This is a genomic window from Streptomyces sp. NPDC001068, from assembly GCF_042897315.1.
Classification (GTDB): Bacteria; Actinomycetota; Actinomycetes; order Streptomycetales; family Streptomycetaceae; genus Streptomyces.
This window is the reverse complement of record NZ_JBIAYD010000001.1, coordinates 641,029-664,187: the sequence shown is the minus strand read 5'-3', so window position 1 is coordinate 664,187 and position 23,159 is coordinate 641,029. Positions and strand designations below refer to the sequence as shown.

General features: G+C 72.9%; 19 protein-coding genes. 12 read left to right on the top strand and 7 right to left on the bottom strand.

Going from position 1 to position 23,159, the window contains the following annotated elements; translation table 11 throughout:
• Positions 1-4: 4 nt before the first annotated feature.
• From ACFY3I_RS02875 to ACFY3I_RS02865, 3 genes are all read right to left on the bottom strand, one after another.
• Positions 5-2,170: a bifunctional serine/threonine-protein kinase/ABC transporter substrate-binding protein gene (locus ACFY3I_RS02875; RefSeq protein WP_390859036.1), complete on the bottom strand. Its 2,166-nt coding sequence runs from the start codon at positions 2,168-2,170 to the stop codon at positions 5-7.
• Positions 2,163-3,113 (bottom strand): hypothetical protein, encoded by a 951-nt coding sequence (locus ACFY3I_RS02870; RefSeq protein ID WP_390859035.1) that lies wholly within the window; start codon positions 3,111-3,113, stop codon positions 2,163-2,165. The genes ACFY3I_RS02875 and ACFY3I_RS02870 overlap by 8 nt, the downstream gene beginning before the upstream one ends.
• A 190-nt stretch (positions 3,114-3,303) precedes the next feature.
• The gene (locus tag ACFY3I_RS02865) at positions 3,304-5,079 is read right to left on the bottom strand and encodes a DUF3533 domain-containing protein (protein WP_390859034.1); all 1,776 of its coding nucleotides are present in this window, start codon (positions 5,077-5,079) and stop codon (positions 3,304-3,306) included.
• A 397-nt stretch (positions 5,080-5,476) separates the two neighbouring features.
• Here ACFY3I_RS02865 and ACFY3I_RS02860 point away from each other — a divergent pair, with 397 nt between their 5' ends.
• The 9 genes from ACFY3I_RS02860 to ACFY3I_RS02820 all read left to right on the top strand — a co-directional run bounded on the left by ACFY3I_RS02860 (position 5,477) and on the right by ACFY3I_RS02820 (position 12,890).
• Complete coding sequence (locus tag ACFY3I_RS02860) at positions 5,477-6,100, top strand: TetR/AcrR family transcriptional regulator (protein ID WP_390859033.1); 624 nt, start codon at positions 5,477-5,479, stop codon at positions 6,098-6,100.
• 242 nt (positions 6,101-6,342) lie between these two features.
• A complete protein-coding gene (pcaC, locus tag ACFY3I_RS02855; protein ID WP_365295124.1) occupies positions 6,343-7,674 on the top strand; it encodes a 4-carboxymuconolactone decarboxylase in 1,332 nt (443 codons plus the stop codon).
• A gap of 28 nt (positions 7,675-7,702) precedes the next feature.
• Positions 7,703-8,341, top strand: coding sequence for an MBL fold metallo-hydrolase (locus tag ACFY3I_RS02850; protein ID WP_390859032.1), 639 nt, complete (start codon positions 7,703-7,705; stop codon positions 8,339-8,341).
• Between the two features lie 36 nt (positions 8,342-8,377).
• Positions 8,378-9,157, top strand: coding sequence for an exodeoxyribonuclease III (locus ACFY3I_RS02845; RefSeq protein ID WP_390859031.1), 780 nt, complete (start codon positions 8,378-8,380; stop codon positions 9,155-9,157).
• 16 nt (positions 9,158-9,173) lie between these two features.
• Complete coding sequence (locus tag ACFY3I_RS02840) at positions 9,174-9,581, top strand: DUF6278 family protein (protein ID WP_365295118.1); 408 nt, start codon at positions 9,174-9,176, stop codon at positions 9,579-9,581.
• Positions 9,582-9,698: 117 nt separating this feature from the next.
• Complete coding sequence (locus ACFY3I_RS02835) at positions 9,699-10,442, top strand: amino acid ABC transporter ATP-binding protein (protein ID WP_390859030.1); 744 nt, start codon at positions 9,699-9,701, stop codon at positions 10,440-10,442.
• Between the two features lie 14 nt (positions 10,443-10,456).
• Positions 10,457-11,389 (top strand): glutamate ABC transporter substrate-binding protein, encoded by a 933-nt coding sequence (locus tag ACFY3I_RS02830; RefSeq protein WP_390859029.1) that lies wholly within the window; start codon positions 10,457-10,459, stop codon positions 11,387-11,389.
• 11 nt (positions 11,390-11,400) lie between these two features.
• Positions 11,401-12,045, top strand: coding sequence for an amino acid ABC transporter permease (locus ACFY3I_RS02825; RefSeq protein WP_390859028.1), 645 nt, complete (start codon positions 11,401-11,403; stop codon positions 12,043-12,045).
• Positions 12,042-12,890: an amino acid ABC transporter permease gene (locus ACFY3I_RS02820; RefSeq protein WP_390859027.1), complete on the top strand. Its 849-nt coding sequence runs from the start codon at positions 12,042-12,044 to the stop codon at positions 12,888-12,890. The genes ACFY3I_RS02825 and ACFY3I_RS02820 overlap by 4 nt, the downstream gene beginning before the upstream one ends.
• A 43-nt stretch (positions 12,891-12,933) precedes the next feature.
• Here the strand turns inward: ACFY3I_RS02820 and ACFY3I_RS02815 are convergent, their stop codons facing one another.
• On the bottom strand, positions 12,934-14,532 hold the full coding sequence (locus ACFY3I_RS02815) for an alpha/beta fold hydrolase (RefSeq protein ID WP_390859026.1): 1,599 nt from the start codon (positions 14,530-14,532) through the stop codon (positions 12,934-12,936).
• 142 nt (positions 14,533-14,674) lie between these two features.
• Positions 14,675-15,439: a hypothetical protein gene (locus tag ACFY3I_RS02810; RefSeq protein ID WP_365295108.1), complete on the bottom strand. Its 765-nt coding sequence runs from the start codon at positions 15,437-15,439 to the stop codon at positions 14,675-14,677.
• Positions 15,440-15,582: 143 nt separating this feature from the next.
• Between ACFY3I_RS02810 and ggt the strand changes: the two genes are divergently transcribed.
• Entirely contained in the window at positions 15,583-17,376 is a 1,794-nt protein-coding gene (gene ggt / locus ACFY3I_RS02805) for a gamma-glutamyltransferase (protein WP_390859025.1), read from the top strand.
• 12 nt (positions 17,377-17,388) lie between these two features.
• On the opposite strand, the gene ACFY3I_RS02800 is transcribed toward ggt, so the two are convergent.
• Positions 17,389-19,929, bottom strand: a complete 2,541-nt coding sequence (locus ACFY3I_RS02800; protein ID WP_365295105.1) for an ATP-dependent Clp protease ATP-binding subunit — start codon at positions 19,927-19,929, stop codon at positions 17,389-17,391.
• Positions 19,930-20,127: 198 nt separating this feature from the next.
• Positions 20,128-20,907: a type I methionyl aminopeptidase gene (gene map, locus ACFY3I_RS02795; protein ID WP_390859024.1), complete on the bottom strand. Its 780-nt coding sequence runs from the start codon at positions 20,905-20,907 to the stop codon at positions 20,128-20,130.
• Between the two features lie 57 nt (positions 20,908-20,964).
• On the opposite strand from map, the gene ACFY3I_RS02790 reads away from it, so the two are divergent.
• Positions 20,965-21,216 (top strand): helix-turn-helix transcriptional regulator, encoded by a 252-nt coding sequence (locus ACFY3I_RS02790; protein WP_365295102.1) that lies wholly within the window; start codon positions 20,965-20,967, stop codon positions 21,214-21,216.
• 122 nt (positions 21,217-21,338) lie between these two features.
• Complete coding sequence (locus tag ACFY3I_RS02785) at positions 21,339-23,069, top strand: hypothetical protein (protein ID WP_390859023.1); 1,731 nt, start codon at positions 21,339-21,341, stop codon at positions 23,067-23,069.
• The last annotated feature ends 90 nt before the right edge of the window (positions 23,070-23,159 follow it).

Below are 23,159 nucleotides of genomic sequence, written 5' to 3'. Positions count from 1 at the left end.
TCCGCTACCCCTTCTGCCGGGCCGCCAGGATCGGCCCGAGCTGCCTGAAGCGACCGTCGTGCACCTGGTGGACGTAGGTCTCGCCGCCCAAGGACTGCGTGGTGTCGTCGTACTGGTTGTAGGCGTTGAAGCGGTAGGTGCGCGCGATGCCGTGATAGGTGACCTTGTGGAGCAGCCTGGCGAGCGCGAGCCGCTCCGGGCGGCCGCCGCCCGCGGGCACGGTGCGGGCGAAGGTCTGGAGCACCATCCGGACGCTGTCGTACGCCTCCGCCGCGTACGGGTCGGGAACGCCGCCGTACTCCTCGCGCCAGGCCGAGGTGAACCGTTCGGCCGCCGGTGTCCGCAGGACGCTCGCGTCGACGGCGGGCGTCACCACGAACCAGCCCTCGCCCGCCGCGCCCGCGAGCCTCGGGAATCCGGAGCCGTACAGGAGGTGTGACATCCAGCGCGGACCCGTGAAGTGCGCGGCGGCCAGTTGCCGCGCCGCCCGGACCGTCGCCTCCAGCGGGCCCAGGTACACGAAGTCGTCGACGCCGTGGGCGAGGACGTCGCGCACCGCGGCCGGCGCGTCGTCCGTGTCCTCCGCGACCACCCTCGGGACCACCTCGCCCCGCAGGACCTGGCGCCACTGGGTGACCAGCACACCCCCCTGGTCGTGTTCGACGGATCCCCCGGAACGGTCGATGACGATGCCGGCCCGGCCCGCCCGGTGCGAGGCCAGCGCGTGCAGCGCGATCGCGGTGCCCGCCGCCTGGTGGGGTGCGCCGGTCTGGAAGGTGACGGTGGGCGACCAGACGTAGTAGTCGTTCTGTCCGGTCGTGCTCGTGACGTGGGTCAGCCCGGCCGAGGCGTAGACGCGTGAGGCCGCGCGCAGGGTCAGCTCGGTGAGCGGGCCGAGCACGGCCACCACGTCGGGGTCGGCGGCGAGCCGGTGGGCGGCGTCGGTGGCCCCGGCGGTGGTGCCGCGGTCGTCGACGACCCGTACGGCGAGATCGAAGGCACGGCCCCTGGTCGCGTTGTGCTGGGCGACGGCCAGCCGCGCGGCCCGCTCCGAGGTCCGTGCGAGCCTCGCGTCCGCGCCGCTCCCGGTGACCTGCACACCGAGGACGTACGACGGCCGGGCCGTCGCCCCCCGGTCCTGGTCGTGGTCGCGTCCGGCCGCCCACAGCACCGTCCCGGTCCCGCCGCCCGCCAGCAGGAGCGCGCCGCCGGCCAGCAGCAGGCGCCGCCGGGAGGTGGTGCCGACGGGCCGCCCGGCGCCGTCGGCCACCGTCGGTTCGACGTCCGGCAGGGCGAGGCTCTCCGCCGCCCGGGCCGCCACCATGCGGGCGACCGGGTCCGGCAGCCAGTCCGCGGGCGAACCGGGGGTGTCGGCGGCGAGCCGTGCGGTCACCTCCCCCGGGCCGGGCCGGTCTCCGGGATCCTTGGCCAGGCAGGCGGCCAGCGTTTCGCGGAGGGCGGTGTCCACGCCCTCCAGGTCGGGCTCGTCGTGGACGGTGCGGTACAGCAGCGCGTCCGGTGTGCCGGTGCCGAACGGCGGCCGGCCGGTCGCGGCGTACGCGAGCACGCAGCCGAGCGCGAAGACGTCGCCGGCCGGTCCGGCGACCTCACCGCGTGCCTGCTCGGGGGCGAGGAAGCCCGGGGTGCCGACCACCATGCCGGACGCGGTGAGGGCGGTGTCGTCGGCGGCACGGGCGATGCCGAAGTCGATCAGGCGCGGGCCGTTCGGCGCGAGCAGTATGTTGCCCGGTTTCACGTCCCGGTGCACCAGGCCCGCCGTGTGCACGGCGGCCAGGGCGGTGGCGAGCAGCGAGCCCAGCACCCCTACGGCGGACGGCGGCAGCGGCCCGAGGTCGCGGACCGCCTCCGCCAGCGCGGGCCCGGCCACGAACGCGGTCGCCAGCCACGGGTCGCGTGCCGTGGCGTCCGCGTCGAGCACCGGCACCACCCAGGGGCTGTCGACCCGGCCGGCCAGCTCCGCCTCCCGCGCGAACCGGGCGCGGAAGCCGTCGTCGTGGGCGCCCTCCGCCCGGATCACCTTCACGGCGGCCAGCGCACCCGTGCCGGAACGGCCCAGGTAGACCACGCCCATGCCGCCGGCGCCGAGCCGGCGCAGCAGCCGGAAGCCGCCGACGGACGAGGGGTCGGAGGGCCGCAGGGGTTCAGTCATCGCCCGCTCCCTTCGGCTCGACGGAGGGAGACCCCGAGGGCGGCCCCGACGGGGAACCCGAGGCGGACGCGGCAGGGGACCCGGCAGGCGAGCCCGCCGGTCCGGAGGGCGTGGCGGAGGTTCTGGTCCTGCCGTACCGGTCCACGTTCGCCGTCACGAAGCCGACGCCCCGCAGCGCGGCCTGGGTGACGGCCGTGTGCTCCTGGTCCGTCTCCCCGGCCGCGTGCCGCACGGTGGCGGCCACGGTCACCGGCCCCAGCCGGTGCTTGTACCAGTCGAAGCGCCGCGGCTTCGACTCCCCGTCCACGACGTACTGGCCGTACTCGGTGAGGTCGTCGTCGGAGGTCGCCGTGCGCTGCTCGGTGTACGGGTCGCCCCGTGAGGACATGTCCTCGACGGTGTCGGTGGCGTTCAGCCGCTGCCGCGGGCAGCGCAGTGGTTCCTCCAGCGAGGACGCCATGTCCCGGCGGGCCTGGAGCGTCGAGCTGTGCACGGTGACCGTGACGGACACGTACACCGCGCCCTTGCCGCCCGCGGCCGGCCGGACGAAGGAGCGGGTCAGGCTGGCCGGCACGGTGGCCGGTACCGGCTCGCGCCGCCACAGGCAGTCGTCGCCGAGGACGGCCCAGGTGGTGGGTCCCAGTTCGTACGGATCGCGCCTGCGGAACCCGGTGCCGAAGTACTCCGGCTGCACGGCCAGCCCGCGCACGAACGCCGCCGCCTCGGCCCGGGTCCTGGGCGCGACGGCCTCGGCCAGCGTGAACGGTTCGTTCTCCGCGGCCGCGGAGGCACCGGGGCTCGCGCTGCCCGACGCGCTCGCCGTGGTCACGGGGGTCCCGCGGCCGTCCTCGCCGCCGTGTCCGTCTTCCTGTCCGCCGTCCGTGCACCCCGCGAGCAGCAGTGCCGTCGCAGCCGCGCACAGGACCGGTCCGCGTCCCCTCACGCTCGCCCCCCAGCAGGCTGTCGTACGGGCCCCTTCCGCGGGGACCGTACGGCGAACGCTAGCGCCATGCGGCGTCAACTGAGCCTGATCGGAGAGGAGTTGAGGTGAACGGTAACCCCTTGGCCATCACTTGGTGACACTGGGCGCCGGCCACGGATGGGACCGCGCGGTCCGGGCGTCACCCGGTACGTCAGACCCGGGTGACGCCGACCGGTACGGCCGGGGCGCCTGCGTGCCTGCCGGTGCCGCTCAGGGGCAGTACCACGTCGAAGAAGACGGGCAGGTCGTCGAGGGTGACCGTCGAGGCGTGCGGCCGGTGGCCGTCGGCCGTCGCGATCAGGGTGTACCGGCCCGGGCCGGGTGCGCCGAGCGCGTACGTGCCGCCGGCACGCGTGGTGGCCAGGCCCACCTGGTGACCGGAGACGGACACGAGGGTGAGCGCGGTACCGGGGACCGGACGGCCGTGCGGGTCCTGGACCCGGCCGTAGACGCCCGCTCCGGTGACGGGCACCGCGGCGGGTCGCACGGGAGGGACCGTGGCGGGTACGACGTCGGGGACGGTGCCCTCCGTCGCGGTGCCCTCGGTCGCGGGCGCCTCCGCCGTGGTCCCCGCCGCCGTGGCGGGGGACGTCAGCGCCGCGGCGGCCCGGTGCAGGGCCGCGAGCTGCTGGGGGGTCAGGCGCTGGTGCCCGCGGCGGTCCCGGCGCCGGGCGACGGCGAAGCCCAGCGCGAGCCCGAGCAGACCGCCGACGGCGATCATGCTCCAGCCGCGGTCCAGTCCGGCGTCCGCGCGGGCGTCGAAGTAGAGCAGTGCGCGGATGCCGTCGTTGATCTGCCGCATCGGCTCGAACTCGGCGAGCCAGCGGAAGGGGCCGGGAACCGCCTCCAGGGGGAAGCTGCCGCCGGAGGAGGGTACGGCCAGGGCGACGAAGAAGATCATGCCGACGAGCGAGCCGAGGCCGCCGAAGAGCGCGATGAGCGCCTGGGTGCTGACGGCGACGGCGATCGACGCGCAGACGGCGTACGCCCACAGCTGGGCGGGGTGGCTCACGTCCATGTGGAGGACGAGCGTGCAGGTGAGCAGGATGGTGCTCGCGGTCACCGTGGCGAGCCCGGCCGAGACGGCGGTCTTGGTCAGCAGGGTCTGGGTGCGGGTGATGGGCAGCGGGAGCCGGCTGGACCAGCGGCGCCCTCTCTCGGCGGACTGGTAGCCCAGCGCGGTGTCGACGGTGCTGCTGACGAGGCCGGCGCCGACGTAGGCGGTCAGCACGAGCAGCAGGGTGAGGTAGAACGAGGTGAGTCCGAAGCCCGAGTGGTTCCCGAGCGGCCGGTGTTCGGTGGTCACCAGGGTGACCGGGTGGGCCAGCAGGATCTTGCGGGCGGCCGATCCCGTCCCGGTGTGGACCTGCTGCTTCAGCTCGGCGGCGACCTGCTGGGAGACGGCCTGGGCGGCCCGGTCGCCGATGGCCTGCGCGAGGGAGGTGGCCACGCTGCCGGAACGCGGGTTGGTGAGCAGACGCAGCGTGGGCTGGCGGGGGGCCGCCGTGTGCGAGGGGGCGGAGGAGGCCAGGGCCAGCGTGTCGGCGCTGAAGCGGGCGGGGATGACCAGGGCGCCGTAGACCTTGTCGTCGTCCATCGCCGCCACGGCCTGGCGCAGGCTCGTGGTGCGCCACGCGACGCGCCCCCGCGGGTCGGGCGCGCTGGTGATGCCCTCGGCGATCCGCGGACCCAGGTGTACCTGCCCGCCGTCCGCGTGGACCGCGCGGTCCTGGTCCACGACGGCCAGTGGCAGCCGGTGCAGGTTGCCCGCCGGATTGATGATGCCGCCGAGGTAGGACAGCGACAGCACGGCGCTGAGGACGACCAGGACCAGCGCGGGGAAGGTCCACAGGCCGCGCTTGCGCAGCAGCTGGCGGGCGGTGGCCCTGGGCACGCCGGGTATGTGGCCGGGTACGTGGAGTCTCATCGGGCCTCGGCCGCCTTCCGGGTGCGTGCCGGCCGCCCGGGTGCGGCTGACGGGTGCGGGGGCGGCGCGGTGGCCGGCCGCCGCACGGGAGGGCCGGTCACGCCGGGGCGGCGGGTGACGGTGTCGGACCGCGCGGCGCGCGTGGTTGCCATCGGGGACTCCAGGGAGGACGGGGCGGCGGAACGGACTCCGGGCCCGGGGCGCGGCTCTCGCGGCGGGAGGTGGACGTCCACCCGTCGGCCGCTTTGTTGAGCAACGCTTAATAACTGTGTACGACACCTATTGAGCACTTGTCAACAAGAGCGGGTGCGGGGTTATGGTGCTGTCCGGGCGCGGCCCGTCACGAGGCGTCCGCCCGGTGACCGCCCCGTCCCGACCGCCTCCGAGACCGGAAACCATGACCGCAAAACGCGCCAGCCGCCTCGCCCCCGAACAGCGTCGGGCCCAGCTGCTCGACATCGGACTGCAACTGCTCACCGAACAGTCCCCCGACGAACTGTCCACGGACGAGGTCGCCCGCCGGGCGGGCATCTCCCGCGGTCTGCTCTTCCACTACTTCGCGAGCAAGCGCGAGTTCCACGAGGCCATCGTCCGCAAGGCGTGCGACGAGCTGATCGCCGCCACCACCCCCGACCCGTCGCTGGACACGGAGGCGTGGCTGGACGCCGCGATGTCCGGCTTCGTCGACTACGTGCTGGCCAACCGCACCGCGTACCTGACCGTCGTGCGCGGCGCTCCCACCGGCAATCCGGCGGTCCAGGAGATCGTCGACGAGACCCACCGGACGCTCGCCGGGCGCGTCCTCGCGTACCACCGACGGGTCGGCCTGCCCGACCAGCCGCACCTGGACGTCGTCGCGCAGGCGTGGATGGCGCTCTCCCAGGAGGCCACCGTCAACTGGCCGCTGCACGAACCGGGCGCCCGGGACGAGCTGAACAGGTTCCTCAAGCGCAGCCTCACCGCCGTGCTGGCGGTGCCCGTCCGCGAGGAGAGCGCAGGCCCCGCCCGGACGGGAATGTGAGCGCCGTAAAGCCATATAGAAGCGATATGTGAAACAGGGCATCGGGAATCTTCGCGAAGTCGCCACAATGGTCGGTTCTTTGGCGCAGGAAGACAGAAATCGTTCATCGTGCGGGACTCAATCCGCAGGTCGGCGAGATCTGAGAGGGTTTCCTGCCGGACCCGCCACGGCCGCGGGAGACCACAGCCGTTAGGTTCGGACCGGCGATGTGGGATTTCGTGATGCATGAGAGGGTCAGACGGGTGAGCGAGACACCACCGAACACCCTGCAATACCGCTTTGACGGACCAGAAGACGCTCCTGTCCTGATCCTGGGCCCCTCACTGGGGACCACCTGGCACATGTGGGACCGCCAGGTCCCGGAACTGACCCAGCAGTGGCGGGTCTTCCGCTACGACCTTCCCGGGCACGGCGGCTCCCCGGCGCACCCGGCCGGTTCGGTCGCCGAACTGACCGCCCGGCTGCTGGCCACCCTCGACGCGTTCGGCGTGCAGCGCTTCGGCTACGCGGGCTGCGCGCTCGGCGGCGCGGTCGGCATCGAGCTCGCCCTGCGGCACCCGGAGCGGATCGCCTCGCTCGCGCTGGTCGCCGCCTCGCCCCGGTTCGGGACGGCGGACGAGTTCCGCCAGCGCGGTGTGATCGTGCGGACCAACGGCCTCGACCCGATCGCCCGGACCTCGCCCGAGCGCTGGTTCACCGGCGGGTTCGCGGCCGCCCAGCCCGCCATCACCGAGTGGGCCGTCCAGATGGTGCGCACCACCGACCCGGGCTGCTACATCGCCGCCTGCGAGGCCCTGGCGGGCTTCGACGTACGGCACGAACTCGCCCGGATCGGTGTGCCCACACTCGTCCTGGTCGGCTCGGACGACCAGGTCACTGGCCCCGCCGAGGCCCGCACCCTGGTCGCCGGGATCCCGGACGCCCGGCTGGCCGTGGTGCCCGGCGCCTCCCACCTGGTGCCGGTCGAGCAGCCCGCGGCCGTCACCGACCTGCTGGTGCGGCACTTCTCCACCGCCTGGCAGCCGGCCTACGACTCCACCACCGGCCAGATCGCCATCCCGGCCGCCCCGCCGAAGCCGGTCCTGCCGGTCGCGCCGCAGGCCGTGCCGCACGGTGTTCCCCAGGTCGCTCCGCAGGTCACGCCCCTCGCCGAGATCGCCCCGCCCGTCGCCGTGCCGCAGCCGCTCGGGCGGCCCGACCCGTACGACGCGGGGCTGAAGGTCCGCCGGGAGGTGCTCGGGGACGCGCACGTGGACCGCGCGCTGGCCCAGGCCGACGAGTTCTCCGGGGACTTCCAGGAGTTCGTCACCCGCTACGCGTGGGGCGAGATCTGGGACCGGCCCGGACTCGACCGGCGCTCGCGCAGCTGCGTCACGCTCACCGCGCTGGTGGCGGGCGGCCACCTGGAGGAGCTGGGCTTCCACGTCCGGGCGGCGCTGCGCAACGGCCTCACCCCGGAGGAGATCAAGGAGGTCCTGCTCCAGGCGGCGGTGTACTGCGGGGTGCCGGCGGCCAACAGCGCGTTCCGGGTCGCCCAGCGGATCATCCGCGAGGAGACCACTCCCGAGGACTGACGGGCCGACCGGGGGCAGGATGGTGACCATGAAGCTCACGAAGAAGTCCCACTCCTGCGTGCGGCTGGAGAAGGACGGGCGCACGCTCGTCCTCGACCCCGGAGGGTTCAGCGAGGAGGACGCGGCCCTCGGCGCGGACGTGATCCTGATCACGCACGAACACGCCGACCACTTCGACGAGGGCCGCGTGCGGGCCGCGCTGGAGGCGGACCCGGCCGCCGAGGTCTGGACCCTGAGGTCCGTCGCCGAGCAGCTCGCGGCGGCCTTCCCGGGCCGGGTGCACACCGTCGGCCACGGGGACACCTTCACCGCCGCCGGTTTCGAGGTGCAGGTGCACGGCGAACTGCACGCGGTGATCCACCCCGACATCCCGCGGATCACCAACGTCGGTTTCCTCGTCGACGGCGGCAGGGTCTTCCACCCCGGCGACGCCCTCACCGTTCCCGACCACCCCGTCGACACGCTGATGCTCCCGGTGATGGCCCCGTGGAACAAGATCTCCGAGGTCATCGACTACGTCCGCGAGGTGCGGCCGCGGCGCGCCTACGACATCCACGACGCCCTGCTCACCGACCTGGCCCGTCCGATCTACGACCGGCAGATCGGCGCCCTGGGCGGCGGCGCGGACCACCGCCGGCTGGCCCCGGGGGCCTCGGCGGACGTCTGACCCGGATTGTCACAGGGGGCCGGTAGGTTGTCGGGCATGCGCATCGCGACCTGGAACGTGAACTCGATCACCGCCCGCCTGCCGAGGCTCCTCGCCTGGCTGGAGAGCAGCGGCACCGACGTGCTCTGCCTCCAGGAGGCCAAGGTCGCCGAGGCCCAGTTCCCGGCCGAGCAGCTCCGCGAGCTGGGCTACGAGGCGGCGGTCCACGCCACCGGCCGGTGGAACGGCGTGGCGGTGCTCTCCCGGGTCGGCCTGGCGGACGTCGTCAAGGGTCTGCCCGGCGACCCCGGGTACGACGGGAGCGTGGAGCCCCGCGCGATCTCGGCGACCTGCGGCCCGGTCCGCGTGTGGTCGGTGTACGTGCCCAACGGCCGCGAGGTGGACCACCCGCACTACGCCTACAAGCTCCAGTGGTTCGAGGCCCTCCGGGCCGCCGTGGCCGGGGACGCGGCCGGCGGCCGTCCCTTCGCGGTCCTCGGTGACTACAACGTGGCGCCCACGGACGACGACGTCTTCGACCCGGCCGCCTTCGAGGGACTCACCCATGTCACCCCGGCCGAGCGCGCCGCCCTGACCGCGCTGCGCGGGACCGGTCTGTCCGACGTGGTCCCGCGCCCCCTGAAGTACGACCACCCGTACACCTACTGGGACTACCGCCAGCTGGCCTTCCCCAAGAACCGCGGCATGCGCATCGACCTGGTGTACGGCAACGAACCCTTCGCCAAGGCCGTGCGGGACTCCTACGTCGACCGCGAGGAGCGCAAGGGAAAGGGCGCCTCCGATCACGCTCCGGTGGTGGTGGACCTGGACGTGTAGGTGTCAACCTGGGCTCATGAACATCCCCTTTCTGGGTAACAGGCGCCCCGGGACCGCGGGCGTGCCGCTGACCGCCGACGCCGGTCTGCTCGCCGAGTGCGAGCTGCTGCGGGCCCAGGCGGCCGAGGACGGTGTCACGCTCGACGACACCCCGGCCTCGCTGGAGGCCCTCGACCAGCTGGTCCCGCGCTGGCGGGACGACGAGGAGACCGTGACCTGGCTCGGCACCGACGCCGGCCTGTATCTGGGCACCGTCCTGATCCGGACCGTGCCGGGTGCGCGATGGGAGATCCGGGCGGACGGCGAGCCGGTCGTACGGCTGGAGTCGGGACGGGAGTTCGCGGTCGTGGAGTCCGGTCACGACTGGGCCGCGAGCGGTGTCCCCGAGCTCTCCCAGCTCTACGCGGAGGTCGCCGAGGCCTGACCTAAAGACGGCGTAAATACGGCTAATGCCCGAAAAGTGCGTGTCGTGCCCCCACTCCACGCGCGGCTGGATAGTTTGCGGCAACCACGACACAGCTGAGAGTGGGTAGGGCTGCGTATGGCCGTCGATCCTTTGATCGAGCTGCGGGACGTCAACAAGTACTTCGGCGAGCTCCATGTCCTGCGGGACATCGATCTCACCGTCGGCAAGGGGGAGGTCGTCGTCGTCATCGGCCCCTCCGGGTCGGGCAAGTCGACGCTGTGCCGCACGATCAACCGCCTGGAGACCATCCACTCCGGGAGGATCACGCTCGACGGACAGCCGCTCCCCGAGGAGGGCAGGGCCCTCGCCCGGCTCCGCTCCGAGGTCGGCATGGTCTTCCAGTCCTTCAACCTGTTCGCCCACAAGACGGTGCTGCAGAACGTCTCCCTCGCTCCGGTCAAGGTCCGCCGGCGCAGGAGGGAGCAGGCGGACCGGCGTTCGTACGAACTCCTGGACCGCGTGGGCCTGTCGGCGCAGGCCGGGAAGTTCCCCGCCCAGCTCTCCGGCGGCCAGCAGCAGCGGGTGGCCATCGCGCGTGCCCTCGCCATGGACCCCAAGGCCCTTCTCTTCGACGAGCCCACCTCGGCCCTCGACCCCGAGATGATCAACGAGGTGCTCGACGTCATGCGGCAGCTCGCCCGGGACGGCATGACCATGGTCGTCGTCACCCACGAGATGGGCTTCGCCCGCTCCGCCGCCCACCGCGTGGTGTTCATGGCCGAGGGCCGGATCGTCGAGGACCGCGCCCCCGAGGAGTTCTTCACCGCCCCGCGCAGCGAACGCGCCAGGGACTTCCTCGCCAAGATCCTCAAGCACTGAGCGGGGACGCGACCATGTTCCACAGCACCCGTGTGCCCGCCGCTCCCGCCCTGCTGGGCGTCCTGTTCGCCGCGCTCCTCGCCGCCGGAACCGCCGGCTGCGGCAAGGAGGGCAGCCCGCCGCGCAAGGGGCCGGCGGCCGGGACCCTGCCCCACTACCAGGTGGCGCCGAACGTCCGGCTGCCCGCCTCGCGGACCTGGACCCGTGCCAGACGGCGCGGCTACTTCGTCGTCGGCGCCAAGGAGGACCAGCCCTACCTCGGCGAGCGGGACCCGGCAACCGGCGTCTACTCGGGCTTCGACATCGAGATCGCCAAGATGATGTCCGCCTCACTCGGCCTTCCCCCGGGGACCATCAGGTTCCGGACGATCGCCTCCGCCAACCGCGAGACCGCCCTGCAGAACGGCCAGATCGACTACTACGTCGGCACCTACACCATCAACGCCAACCGCCGGAAACTGGTCGGCTTCGCCGGGCCCTACTACCTGGCCGGCCAGTCCCTGCTGGTGCGCCACGGCGAGAACGACATCCACGGCCCCCAGGACCTGGCCGGCAAACGCGTCTGCTCGGCCGCCGGTTCGACGCCGTACCAGCGGATCAGGGACGACTACCCGAAGGCGGTCCTCGTCGCCTACGACACCTACTCCGTGTGCGTGGACAACCTGCTCACCTACCAGGTGGACGCCGTCACCACCGACGACGCCATCCTCATCGGCTACGCGGCGAAGGCCCCCGGCGAACTCAAGGTCGTCGGCAGGCCCTTCTCCGAGGAGCCGTACGGCATCGGCGTCCCGCGCGACGACACCGCCCTGCGCTTCGCGATGGACGACGCATTGGAGGCACGTGAGAAGAACGGCGACTGGAAGAAGGCGTACGACGCGACGCTCGGCCTGTCCGGCGTCCCCGCACCGAAGCCGCCCCCGATCGACCGCTACCCCGCGAGCTGAGCGAGGACGGCGTGAACGTACTGACAGACAACTTCCCCACGTTCGCCGAGGGTTTCCTCGGCACCCTCGAACTGACCGTCTACGCCTCGCTCCTGGCCCTGGCCCTGGGCTTCCTGACGGCGTCCTTCCGGGTCGCCCCCGTCGGGTCCCTGCGGATCCTCGGTACGGCCTGGGTCACCGTGCTCCGCAACACCCCTCTCACCCTGCTGTTCTTCGCGGTGCTGCTCGGCCTGCCCCGGTTCGGGCTCGTACTGCCCTTCCAGGCGTTCGCGGTCCTCGCGCTCGGCTGCTACACCTCGGCGTTCGTCTGCGAGGTGCTGCGCGCCGGTATCAACACCGTGCCGAAGGGGCAGGGTGAGGCCGCCCGCAGTCTCGGCATGACCTTCGGGCAGACGCTCGCCCTGGTGATCCTGCCGCAGGCGTTCCGGTCGGTCATCCCGCCGGTCGGCTCCACCCTCATCGCGCTCGCCAAGAACTCCGCGATCGCCGGCGCGTTCAGCGTCACCGAACTCCTCGGCACCTACAAGACCCTGAGCGAGCTCGGCTACAACATCGTCTGGACCTTCGCCTGGATCGCCGTCGGCTACCTCGTCATCACCCTGGCCATCAGCGCCCTGTTCACCGTGCTGGAGCGGAAGTGGGGGATCGCCCGATGACCGAGGCCACCGCGCTCTACGACGTCCCGGGACCCGTCACCAGACGACGGCACACGCTGTACGGCGTCCTGTCGGCCCTGGTGATCCTCGGCCTTGCCGCCTGGGTCCTGTATCTCCTCTTCGACACCGGCCAGTTCACCTACACGAAGTGGATGCCCTTCGCCTACGAGGGAATCCAGGAACTCCTGCTGCGGGGGCTCGGGCACACGCTCGTGGCCTTCGCCGCCGCCGCGGTGCTCTCCCTCGCGCTCGGCGGTCTGCTGGCCACCGGGCGGCTCTCCGAGCACCGCGCGCTGCGCTGGACGGCCACCGCGGTCGTGGAGTTCTTCCGGGCCATGCCCGTCCTGGTCATGATCTTCTTCATCTTCGTCGCGCTCAGGGTCCAGCCGCTGCCCGCCCTGGTCGCCGGACTCACCCTCTACAACGGCTCGGTGCTCGCCGAGGTGTTCCGTTCCGGGGTGAACAGCGTCGAACGCGGCCAGCGGGAGGCCGCGTTCGCGCTCGGCATGCGCAAGACCCAGGTCATGTCGTACGTCCTGGTCCCGCAGGCCGTACGGGCCATGCTGCCCGCCATCATCAGCCAGCTCGTGGTGGCCCTCAAGGACACCTCGCTGGGCTATCTCATCACCTATGAGGAGTTCCTCCATGCCGGGAAACTGATCGCGTCCAACCTCGACTACGATTTGCCCTTCATCCCCGTGGTGATGGTGATCTCGCCGATCTACATCGGGATGTGCATGTTGCTCTCGTGGTTCGCCGGCTGGGTGGCCAGAAGGGAGCAGCGCAGTCCAAGGACCGAGGCCGCGAAGGTGGCCCCGGCCGAACGGGGGACGCTGCTGCCGTAGGGGGTGGCAGCCAGGGCCAGGCCCGGCCGGCGGCAGCCGGAGATCACTGCTCGCGCAGCGGAACGGACACGTACGACGGGTCGTCCACCGGCGAGGAGAAGGTCAGCTGCGCGCCGGACGGGTTGTGCTCGATGTAGAGCGGGTCCACCGTGTCGACCACCAGCGCGAGCCGGTGCCCGGCCGGCACGTCGTAGGCCGTGGCGAACAGGTCGAGGTCCACGTCGAAGGCCTGGCCGGGGGCGCGGTCGTACCACGTGTAGGGGGCGTGGGTGACCAGCTTGCCGAAGCCGAGCGGGCCGACGTCGTACAGGTAGGCGACCAGGGTGCCGCTCTCCTTCGTCGGGGTGAGGGTGGTGTGCAGCCGGGCCGTGCCGCGCACCCGCCGGGCGCCGGCGTACCGCTCGGACTGCCAGACGGCCGCCCAGCGGCGGGGCAGCAGCGGGATCGACGCGAGCGGCGGCAGCCGGGTGATCTGGTCGAGGAGGCCGGACAGCAGGACCACTCCGCCGTCCGCGCCCGAGTCGACGTTCGCGTGGATCGTGGCGGAGCCGGTGAGCGCGACCTTCGTACGGGTGGCGCCCACCGACTTCCAGTCCGGGTACCCCTCGTAGCCCCCGTCGGTGCGGGACTCGAGCTGCACCGGCTGCTCGCGGTCGATGCCGTTGTCGTCGCCCTTGAGGTAGCGGTCGAACCAGCGCTCGGTGTCGGACCACACGTCGTTGGGCAGTCCCAGCAGGCCTCCGATCTCGGCGGTGGCGTGGTCGCCGGGGCGCAGTTCGAGGCGTTTCGGACCGGTCAGCCTGCCGTAGAAGTCGGCGTACTGGTTGGCCGGGAAGATGGAGTCGCTCCAGGCGTTGGCCATGAGTACGGCCGCGCCGTTCTTGTTGAGCTGGTCGACGTAGGTCGCGACGGAACGCTTCCGTCCCCAGGCGATCATGTCCTGTTCCCGGTCCAGGTTCGAGGCGTAGAAGTCCTTGAAGATCTGCCGGACTTCGGGGCTCTCCCGCCCGGTGAGGGTCGCCGTGCCGTCCAGGAGGGCGGTCGCCTCGACGTGCTGGGTCCGGCCCGAGTAGATGGAGTCGATCAGATCCGTCCACCCGCTGAGCGCGCCGACCGCCTTGATGCGCTTGTCGTGCGCGGCGGCCAGCAGGCTGATCCCGGCGCCGTAGGAGACCCCCGCGATCCCGATGTGCGCGGGATCCGCGGCGGTGTTGGCGAGGGCCCAGTCGATGACCCTGGACGCGTCCGCCACGTCCGGCGGACCGGCCACTTCTATCTGCCCGCCGGACTGCCAGAACCCGCGCACGTTGTAACTGAGGACGAGGTAACCGGCGTCGGCGAGTTTCTGGGCCTGTGCCAGGTACTCGACCTGGGGCAGCGACCAGCTCGTGGGGAGCACGATGAGCGGGTAGCGCCGGCCGGCGTCGGCGTCCGCGGGCGTGACGAGGTTCGCCTTCAGGACCGTGCCGCCGTCACCGGTGATGTCGACGAAGCGGACGGCTGCGGCGGCCTGGGCGGCCGGTGCCAGACCGGCGAGGGTGCCGGCGATCAGGGCCGCCGAGACGGCTCCCGCGGCGGTCGTGCGCACGCCGGCGGCACGGCGGGCGGGGCGGCGGTTCGGGGTGGTGCGACCGTGTCCCACGGGTCACTCCTCACTCGTGTCAGTGCAAAGTGACCCGACGGTAACCGTGGCCCCTTACCGTAAGTAACCCGTCGGTAAGTTACGTACGGGTAAAGATTGTTGAACCGCGCGGGCAGTCGGTGGACGCGGTGCGGGGAGCAGGTCAGGAGGCGCGGTGCGAGGACCGGGGCGTCTCGGTCGCGGCGGGCGGCAGCGGCGCCTGCGCGGCGCGGGTGACGTCCTCGACGAGTTCGACCACGTCGGGCCCGTACGCCTGCGAGTTGACCACCTTGAGCAGCAGCACGAAGGAGTTGTTGCCGTGCTTGCGGGCGAGCCGCCGGTGATTGCGGGCCAGGTAGCGGGTGGCCGCCTGGTTGGTGATGGCACGCTGTCCGCAGAACAGGAACACCGGCCGGGCGTCCGGGCGCTGGCCGGCGGTGAGGCGGGCCAGCAGCACGTGCTCGGTGATGCCGGGTTCGAGGCGGTAGCGCTCGCCGCCGATCTGGAAGGCGCCGCGGTCCGGGCCCGGCTCCGGATCGACGTTGACCCGCACGCCCGGCAGCATCGCCGCCATGTGCGCCACCATCCGCCGGTTCGACCCCGGCCCGCCCACGCAGAACTCGGTGCGCTCACCGAAACCCTGCTGCACGTTGTCCTGCGTCACCATCTGCAGGTTCGCGCCGCAGTCCTTGATCAGCGCGGCCAGCTCCAGGAGCGCGAACACGTCGAAGCGGTGCACCGCCGGTTCGGAGGTGGCCGGATCGCGGTTGACGACCAGCAGCGACTCCGAGTTCTCCGGCAGCCCGAAGAAGGCCTGCTTGCGGCGCAGCGCGCGCCGCGACACGGTGGTGCGGGCCAGCCAGCCGAGCGCCGCGCTGATGCCGGCGGCCACGACGCCAAGGATAATGTTGCGCAGGTCGTCATTCATGGGCGCGCATGCTAGCGGTCGCGGATGGCCGGAACGTACCCGTGTTCGATGTGTGGCGGTCGTATGACAGTGCCCTGAATGTGGCTGTCGGGCCCGGGGCCCCGCCGATACGCTGCGCGGACGTTCCGGAACTGGAGGTGCGGATGCGTCGCCCTGTCACGCGGAAACTGACCGTCCTGGCGGTCTCGGCCGTCGTGGTGTCGGTGGGGGCGGCGGCGCCTCCCGCCGCCGGCGGCGCGGCCGTCGCGAAATCGCCGGTGGCCGTCGGCTACGGCGGCGCGGTCTCCAGCGTCGACGCGGACGCCACCGCCGCCGGCATCGAGGTGCTCCGCAAGGGCGGCAACGCGGTCGACGCGGCCGTCGCGACCGCGGCCGCGCTCGGCGTCACCGAGCCCTACTCCTCCGGCGTCGGCGGTGGCGGCTACTTCGTCTACTACGACGCCAAGTCCCGTACCGTGCACACCATCGACGGCCGCGAGACCGCGCCGCTGACCGCCGACTCGAACCTCTTCGTGGAGAACGGCAAGCCACTCGCGTTCGCGGACGCGGTGAGCAGCGGACTGAGCGTCGGCACGCCCGGCACGCCGGCCACCTGGCAGACCGCGCTGGACCGTTGGGGCAGCAGGCGGCTGGGCACGGTACTGAAGCCGGCCGAGCGGATCGCGCGCCACGGCTTCGTCGTCGACGACACCTTCAGGTCGCAGACCGCGTCCAACGAGACCCGGTTCCGCTACTTCCCCGACACGGCGAAGCTGTTCCTGCCGGGCGGCCGGCTGCCGGTGGTGGGATCCACCTTCAAGAACCCCGAACTGGCCCGGACCTACCAGGAGCTGGGCAGGAAGGGGATCGCGGCCGTCTACCGGGGCGACCTCGGCAAGGACATCGTGTCGACGGTCGACAACCCGCCGGTGGACCCGGGTTCGGGCTGGAAGGCGCGAGCGGGCAGGCTGTCCCTGAAGGACCTGTCCGCCTACCGGGCCAAGGTGCAGGCGCCCACCGAGACCGGGTACCGCGGCCTCGAGGTCTACTCGATCGCACCGTCCTCGTCGGGCGGCACGACGGTCGGGGAGGCCCTCAACATCCTGGAGAACACCGACCTCTCCAAGGCCGACGAGGTGCAGTACCTGCACCACTTCATCGAGGCGAGCCGGATCTCCTTCGCCGACCGCGGACGCTGGGTCGGCGACCCGGCGTTCGAGAACGTGCCGACCAAGGGGCTGCTGTCGCAGCGCTACGCCGACGAGCGGGCGAAGCTGATCAGCGACGACGCGGTGCTGACCAGCCCGGTCGCGCCCGGTGACCCGAACAGCCCCGGGTCCACCGGCACGCCGGCACCGACCACGTACGAGGGTGAGAACACCACCCACCTCACGGTCGCCGACAAGTGGGGGAACGTCGTCTCCTACACGCTGACCATCGAGCAGACCGGCGGCAGCGCGATCACGGTCCCGGGACGGGGCTTCCTGCTCAACAACGAACTGACCGACTTCTCGTTCGCGCCGGCCAACCCCGCGGTGCACGACCCGAACCTGCCGGGACCGGGCAAGCGGCCGCGGTCCTCCATCTCGCCGACGATCGTGCTGGACAAGGCCGGCCGGCCCGTGGTGGCGGTCGGTTCGCCCGGCGGGGCGACCATCATCACCACCGTCCTCCAGGTGCTGACCGAGTTCCTCGACCGGCACCTGCCGCTGGTGGACGCGATCGCGGCGCCCCGGGCGTCCCAGCGCAACGCGGCGACGACCGAGCTGGAACCGGCGCTGTACAACGACCCCGCGCTGCGCGGGAAGCTGGAGGCCATCGGGCACGCGTTCTCGCTGAACCCCGAGATCGGGGCGGCCACCGGGGTGCAGCGGCTGCCGGGCGGCAAGTGGCTGGCGGCGGCCGAGACGGTGCGCCGGGGCGGCGGGTCCGCGCAGGTGGTGGATCCGGCTCCGTAGCCCCCTCTCCCGCTACGCGGGCGCCTTCTCGGGGCGGAACTCCAGGTGGCCGTCCGTCGCGTCCACCGTCACCTCGTCGCCCTCCGAGACCGTGCCGTCCAGCAGCAGGCGGGAGAGCTGGTTGTCGACCTGCCGCTGGATGGTCCGGCGCAGCGGCCGGGCGCCGTACTCGGGCCGGTAGCCGTGCTCCGCGAGCCAGTTGACCGCCGCGTCCGTGAAGTGCGCGGTGATGCCCTGGGCGTGCAGCATGCGCCGGGTGTGCTCCAGGAGCAGCTCGGTGATCTGGTGCAGCTGCTCACCGGTGAGCTGGCGGAAGACCACGATCTCGTCGATGCGGTTCAGGAACTCCGGGCGGAAGTGCTCCCGCAGCGGGCGCAGGACCTGCTCGCGGCGCGCCTCCTGGGTCGCCTCCTCGCCACCGGGGCCGAAGCCGATCCCGGCGCCGCGCCGGATGATCGCGTCCGAGCCCAGGTTGCTCGTCATCACGATGACCGTGTTGGTGAAGTCCACCGTGCGGCCCTGGGAGTCGGTCAGGCGGCCGTCGTCCAGGACCTGGAGCAGGATGTTGAAGACGTCCGGGTGGGCCTTCTCCACCTCGTCGAGGAGAAGCAGTGAGTAGGGGTGGCGGCGGACGACCTCGGTGAGCTGCCCCGCCTCCTCGTGGCCGACGTAGCCGGGCGGGGCGCCGACCAGCCGGGAGACGGTGTGGCGTTCCTGGTACTCGCTCATGTCCAGGCGCACCATCCGTTCCTCGCTGCCGAACAGGACCTCCGCGAGGGCACGGGCCAGTTCGGTCTTGCCGACGCCGGTCGGGCCGAGGAAGAGGAAGCTGCCGATCGGACGGGCCGGGCTGGCGAGTCCGGCGCGGGAGCGGAGCACCGCCTCGGAGACGGCCGCGACCGCCTCCTCCTGGCCGATGACCCGCTGGTGCAGATGGGCCTCCAGACCGAGCAGCCGCTCCTTCTCCTCCTGGGTGAGGCTGCTGACCGGGATGCCGGTCTGGCGGGACACCACCTCGGCGATCGCCTCGGCCGTCACCTCCAGGTTCATCCCCTCGTCCGCCTGGTCCTCGCCGGAGAGTTCGGTGCTGCGCGTCCTCAACTCGACGATGCGGTCGCGGAGCTGGGTCGCCAGCTCGTAACTCTCGTCGGCGACCGCCTGGTCCTTGTCCCGGGTGAGCTGCTCGATCTCGCGCTCCATGGCCCGTACGTCACTGCCCTTGGCGCGGGACCCCAGGCGGACCCGGGCACCGGCCTGGTCGATCAGGTCGATCGCCTTGTCCGGCAGCCTGCGGTCGGTGAGGTAGCGGTCGGACAGCTCCACGGCGGCGACCAGGGCCTCGTCGGTGTAGCGGACCTGGTGGTGGGCCTCGTAGCGGTCGCGCAGGCCGCGCAGGATCTCGATGGTGTCCGGGACGGTCGGCTCGGGCACCAGGATCGGCTGGAAGCGGCGGGCCAGCGCCGCGTCCTTCTCGATCTTGCGGAACTCCTCCAGCGTGGTCGCCCCCACGATGTGCAGCTCGCCGCGGGCCAGCGCCGGCTTGAGGATGTTGCCGGCGTCCATCGAGTTGCTCTCGCCGCCGCCTCCGGCGCCGACCACGGTGTGCAGTTCGTCGATGAAGACGATCAGCTGGTCGGAGTGGGCGCGGATCTCGTTCACGATGTTGTTGAGGCGTTCCTCGAAGTCGCCCCGGAAGCGGGTGCCCGCGACCACGCCGGGCAGGTCGAGGGCGATCACCCGGCGCCCGGCGAGGATGTCCGGCACGTCGCCGTCGGCGATCCGCTGGGACAGGCCCTCGACTATCGCGGTCTTGCCGACCCCGGCGTCGCCGATCAGCACGGGGTTGTTCTTGCCGCGCCGGGACAGCACCTCGATGGTCTGCTCGATCTCGTCCTCCCGGCCGATGACCGGGTCGATGCGGCCCTCCCCGGCCAGCTCGGTCAGATCACGGCCGTACTTGTCCAGGGTGGGTGTGCCGGTCCGGCGGCGGCTGTCCGTGCTGGAGAGCACGCGGTCGGTGTCCGGGACGTCCGGTGGCAGGCCGGCGGCGAACCGGGCCGCGTTCAGGATGTGGCCGGCGGCCGAGTCCGGGTTGGCGGCCAGCGCGCCCAGCACGTGTTCGGGGCCGATGTACCCGGCGCCGCTGGCCCGGGCCAGGTCGTGCGCGTCCAGCAGGGCGCGCTTGACGGCCGGCGTCAGGGACAGCGAGGTCGGCGGGGGCGCCTCGCCGGGCGGGTGCTGGACCGGGCCGGCCCGGCCGTCGATCGCCGTGGCCAGCGAGTCCGGATCCGCGCCCGACCTGCTCAGCAGGGAGCGGGTCGGCTCCGCCGTCAGGGCCGCGCGCAGCAGGTGCTCGGTGTCGAGATCCCGGCTGCCGTGCTCGGCGGCGTACAGGGCGGCGCCCCGGACCAGTTCCCTGGCGGGCTGGCTGAGCAGCCTGCCGATGTCCACCTGGCGGGGACCCTGACGATCCCCGCCGCCGAAGAAACGGGCGAGGAACTCTCCGAAAGGATCTTGTCCGAAGTCGTTCGGTCCGGGGTAGCCGCTGCTCATGAGCGTTCGTTCCGTTCCGGCGTCCCGGCGCCTGGCGGGACGCGCTCGCTGGTCGTCGTGCCGGTCCACGCGGGTGTCCCTGCAGGTCCCGGTCACACCACCTTCGCACGCCTGCCCGAGGGGGGCATGTCCAGCACTCCGGGCCCGGGTGCCGCCCCACGGGCGGGGCGGCACCCGGGCGGTCGCGTACGGCCCGGGTCAGTTCCCGGGAGTCCGCGCCGTGAGGATCCGGGGGCCCGCGTCCGTGATCGCCACGGTGTGTTCCACGTGCGCCGCGCGGGAGCCGTCGTCGGTGCGCAGGGTCCAGCCGTCGGGGGCCTCGTGGTAGCCGTCCCGGCCGCTCCCGATCAGCATCGGCTCGATGGCGAGCGCCATGCCGTGGCGGAGCGGCATCCCGCGGCCGGGGCGGCCCTCGTTGGGCACCTCCGGGTCCTCGTGCATACGACGGCCCACGCCGTGCCCGCCGAAACCCTGCGGGATGCCGTAGCCGGCCTCGCGGCAGACCCTGCCCACGGCGTGCGCGATGTCGCCGATGCGGTTGCCGACGACCGCCGCCGCGATGCCGGCGGCCAGGGCCCGCTCGGCGGTCTCGACGAGCCGTACGTCCTCCGGGCGCGGCCTGCCGACCGTGAAGCTGACGGCCGAGTCGCCGACCCAGCCGTCGAGCTCGGCGCCGCAGTCGATGGAGACCAGGTCGCCGTCGCGCAGCCGGTAGGCGGTCGGGATGCCGTGCACGATCGCGTCGTTGACCGAGGCGCAGATGACCGCGGGGAACGGTGTGGTCGCGAAGGAGGGCCGGTAGCCGAGGAAGGGCGAGGAGGCCCCGGCCGCCCGCAGCACCTCGCGCGCCACCTCGTCCAGCTCCAGGAGGGAGACGCCGACGTCCGCGGCCTTCCGCACGGCTGTCAGGGCCTGCCCGAGAACCTGACCGGCCTCGTACATCGCTTCGATCGACACGTCTGTCTTCAGTTCCACCATGCCAATTACTATACCGGCTTTCTCGACCGGATAAGAATCACGGCTTAGAATGACGGCATGGTGCGCACCCCCCTCACCCCGGAAGAGCGTGAACGCGGCGAGCGGCTCGGGCAGATGCTGCGCGAGGCGCGCGGCGGCCGGAGCATGACCGAGGTGGCCGCCGAGGCCGGCATCTCGGCCGAGACGCTCCGCAAGATCGAGACCGGCCGGGCGCCGACACCCGCGTTCTTCACCGTCGCCGCGCTGGCCCGCGCGCTCGGCCTGTCCATGGACGAACTGGTCTCCCGCTGCGCCCTGGCCCCGGTGTGACGGCGGTGGCCGGGATCCCGTGATCCCGTACTGCGCGCCCGTCGCAAACTCCCCGTAGCAGCCCCGTAACACGACTGGTGTTGCCTACCAGGCCGAAGGGTTCCGGTCGGTTGGGGGCGGCGATGACAGTGGATCAGCTCCCGGGCCGGGTAAGGGAGTTCGCGGATCACCTCAACTCCGTGCTGGCCCGCCTGGACCAGGGCGGCGGCTGGTGCGCGGTGTTCTGGCAGCGCGATCCCGACGGCATGCGGGCCTGCCTCGGCGGCCGGGAGATCCCGCCCTGGGACGTCGTCGAGGCGCTGCTCCAGGATCTCGCGAGCGTCCACGGCCCCGAGGCCGCCGCCCGCGCGGCCGACCGGGCCCGGCGGCTGCACGCGGGTGCCCTCGCCGCGTACGACACCCGGCCGGGCGCCCGTGCGGAGCTCACCGACCGCCTCGGAGCCATGCTCCGCGAGCAGCGCCGCGCCGCGGAACGGCTGGCCCGGCTCGGCCGCGCCTACAGCTCCGCGCACTCGCGCGAGGAGGCCGAGTCCCTCGACATCGACCTCGCATGGGCCCGCGACGACCACGAACGGGCCTCCGCCCGGTGCGTCGAACTCCGCGCGCGCATCGACAGGTCCCCGCGGTCCGAACCGGGCCCGCACCACCCGGCGAACCGGACGGCACCGGCACGGGACCACGTGACCGGCGGCACGCCTGACGGTGGCCCGAGCGCCGGCCGGCCGGTGCCGGAACAGGCGGCCGGGACCGGCGGCACGGTCCACGGCACCCCGGCACCGGGCTCCCCGGCAGCGTCCGCCGCCGGCGCGCACGGTGTCCCGGCGGTCGGTGGGGCGGTGCCGGGGTTCGAGGCCGTGTCCGCCGCCGGCCCGCACGGTGTCCCGGCGGTCGGTCGGGCGGTGCCGGGGTTCGCGGCCACGGGCGGTGCCGGTGTGCACGGCGGTCCGGGTGGCGACCCGACCGCGTCGGCACCCGTGGTCGCGCGCGGGGGTGGAGCGGACGGCGACTCGGTGGGCGGGGCGTCGGGCGGCGGACCGGTGGCTGGGGACGCTGCCCCGGGAGCCGGTGGTGCGGATGCCGCGGCGGCCGGCCGGGAACCGGTCCGAGGCCCGGCCCCCGCCCCCTCCGGCAGGCAGCGCAGGCGGCGGGGCAGCGCCCGGTTCGCCGGGATGGTGGAGGACGAGGGCGCGCCCGGTGCCGTACCGCAGGCGCCGCCGGCACCGTCCGCCGTCCCCGGAGGCCGCCGAACCCCGCGCGGGGCCCGCTTCGCCGGTGCCGCCGAGGCGCCGGCGCGACCGGAGCCGGTGGCGGAGCAGGCCGACCGGGAGGCGGAGCGGGCCGTGGCGGGGGCCGTCGCCCGGCTCGAACGGCTTCGGGGCGCGGGCCGCACGGGGGAGGCGCACGCGTTGCTGGCCGAGGCCGCCCGGTGGCCCGCCGCCCGCTTCCCCCTGCTCGCGGACGCCCTCCAGCACGCCGGGCTCGGCTCCGACTGGGCCACGCTGCTGTGGGAGTCGGCCTCGCTGCCGCCCGACCGGCTGGTGGCGGCGGCCGACGCGCTGACCGCCGCGGGGGGGACGGCCGACGCCCGCCAGATCCTCCGCCAGGGCGTGGCCCGCCCCGCCTCCGAGATCGGCGAGGCCGTCCTCGCCCTGGAGACTCAGGGCCGCGACCGCGAGGTCCGGGCCCTGCTGGACGCCTACGTCCGGGTCCGCCCGCCGGAGGAGGCGGCGCACAGCGCCGAACCCGACCCGCGCCGCCTGGTCCCACTGCTGCTGCGCTCGGCGCTGACGGTCTCGGACCAGCGCCACTGGGACCTGCTGCACGCGCTGCGGGTGGCGGGTCTCGCCTCCTGACGGCCCGCGCACCGGCCCCGCGTCCGCCAGCCAGGTTAGAAACGGGATCGACTCGGCGGCTTAACGACGATGGTCTTGGCAAGTACTCCG